The following is a 1,603-nucleotide window of genomic DNA, read 5'->3' as shown; positions in this document are numbered from 1 at the left end:
CGAGCGTCTTGGGGATCCCACCACGAGCCGCCGCCCGGCCGCGTCGACAACGCCAGCCGGGTGGGCCGGCACAGTGTTGACCGGCACTCAGGGCGAGGACCTGGGGGTAGGGGTCCGGAATTGACGGTGGTGATCGTGCCGACCGCGGCTGGCGGGTTTGGTCCTTGTGGTGTCGGGGCGGCACGGTGATCAGGTCGTTGTAGGTGACGGCCCTCCCGTGGTCTTTGGCGGGACTGTGCGGGAGGGCCGTCTATTCGCGCTCGGAGGCGCAATGGTCACCGTAGAAGTAGATGCCGATCAAGTCGAACGTCGGCTGGTGGGTGGTGAGTTGAGCTGCCCGTCGTGTGGGGGCGTGTTGGCTGGCTGGGGCTGGGCAAGGCGCCGCAAGATCCGCGGCCCGAGCGGCTGCGTTGAGCTGTGTCCGCGCCGGTCACGGTGGGCGGCCCAATAGGCCCGACACCGCGACGCGGCGTCGCGGTGCAGCGCCCGACGTAGCCGAAACACCACCTCCCACTGCCGCTGCAGTGGCCGCTGGAACCTCAAAACAACCAGTCAATTACGGGTCAACTCTTAGCCCGGCCGCGTCGTCCCGCTCACAGCTCGGCGAAGCACGGATCCTCGGCGTGCGACGGGATGGTCGCGTTGCGGGTGGAGAACTTGGCGATCACCCCGCTGTCGGTGACCTGCACGCTGTCGGCCCGTAGGCCCAGCGGGTAATCGCTGGTCAGCTTCGAGATGAACTCGTCCAGGGCCGGCTGCACTATCTCTCGCGGCAGGGCCATGCTGCCCAGGCCGGTCAGCTTCTCCACTTTCAGCGACAGCCTGCCGTCGGCGGCTTCCGGCTTGACCGTGACACCGCCCAGCCCGAACGGGCCCTGGAGTGACACGGTGCCGTCGCCGGCGTTCGTGCTGACGTCGGAGATCGCGTCGCCGAAGAGCGGAATCATCGACCGGACGGTGTCCTTGATGCCGACGGTCGGCCAGGTGATGGTGGCATCCAGGGCGCCGATGGTGCCCCTGCCCGCCGAGGCGGCCTCCGGGTGCAGCCGGACGTCGAAGACCTCGATGTCCACCTTCATCTCCTTGGCCTTCTTCACCTGGTGCCCGGCGGTGCGGATGGAGATGTTGGTGTAGTCGCCGGTGATGTGTTGGATCAGGAACGGCGGCCAGACGCCGAACGAGACATCGGCGGAGTCCTCCACCACGCACTCGGTGGCCTTGGCCACCTTGCGATCGGCGATGCCGCGGGCGATGAGTTCCGCGCCCACCATGCCGGCCAGCAGCAACGCCACCACGGTGATCGCGGTCAGGGTCAACGCCAGCGGGTCACGCAGAAAGCCTTTGTCGTGACGTTCTTTCGGCTTCTCGGCCTCCCCGGCGGACGGCTCGGCGGGGGGAGCGGCTTGCTTCGCCGGCTCGGCCTGCTCCGGCGGTCCGGCCTGGACCGGGTGCGGAGGCGGTCCGGCCGGATAGCCCGGAATCCGGGTGGTCGGCTGATCGGGCCGGTGACCCTCGGCCGGCATCCGACGGGTGGAGGACTCGTCCGGGCTCGGCTGGTGGTGCGGCGGGGAAGGGTTGGCGCCCGGCTGGCCGGGGCCGTGCT

General features: G+C 69.2%; 1 protein-coding gene and 2 pseudogenes. 2 read left to right on the top strand and 1 reads right to left on the bottom strand.

All coding sequences use genetic code 11. From position 1 onward, the window contains the following. Positions 1-271: 271 nt before the first annotated feature. Together AC2VNT_RS04600 and AC2VNT_RS04595 are read left to right on the top strand one after the other, a co-directional pair. Positions 272-436 (top strand): annotated as a pseudogene (locus tag AC2VNT_RS04600) (hypothetical protein); the annotation flags it as partial. Between the two features lie 72 nt (positions 437-508). After that, positions 509-574, top strand: a pseudogene (locus AC2VNT_RS04595) (hypothetical protein); the annotation flags it as partial. Positions 575-593: 19 nt separating this feature from the next. Here AC2VNT_RS04595 and AC2VNT_RS04590 read toward each other — a convergent pair. Continuing rightward, a partial coding sequence (locus AC2VNT_RS04590) for an LmeA family phospholipid-binding protein (RefSeq protein WP_486945727.1) occupies positions 594-1,603 on the bottom strand: 1,010 nt, incomplete at its 5' end.

The organism is Mycobacterium sp. TH-M15 (assembly GCF_057473705.1).
Note: the sequence above shows the minus strand (reverse complement) of the source record. Positions and strands in the feature narration are given on the sequence as shown.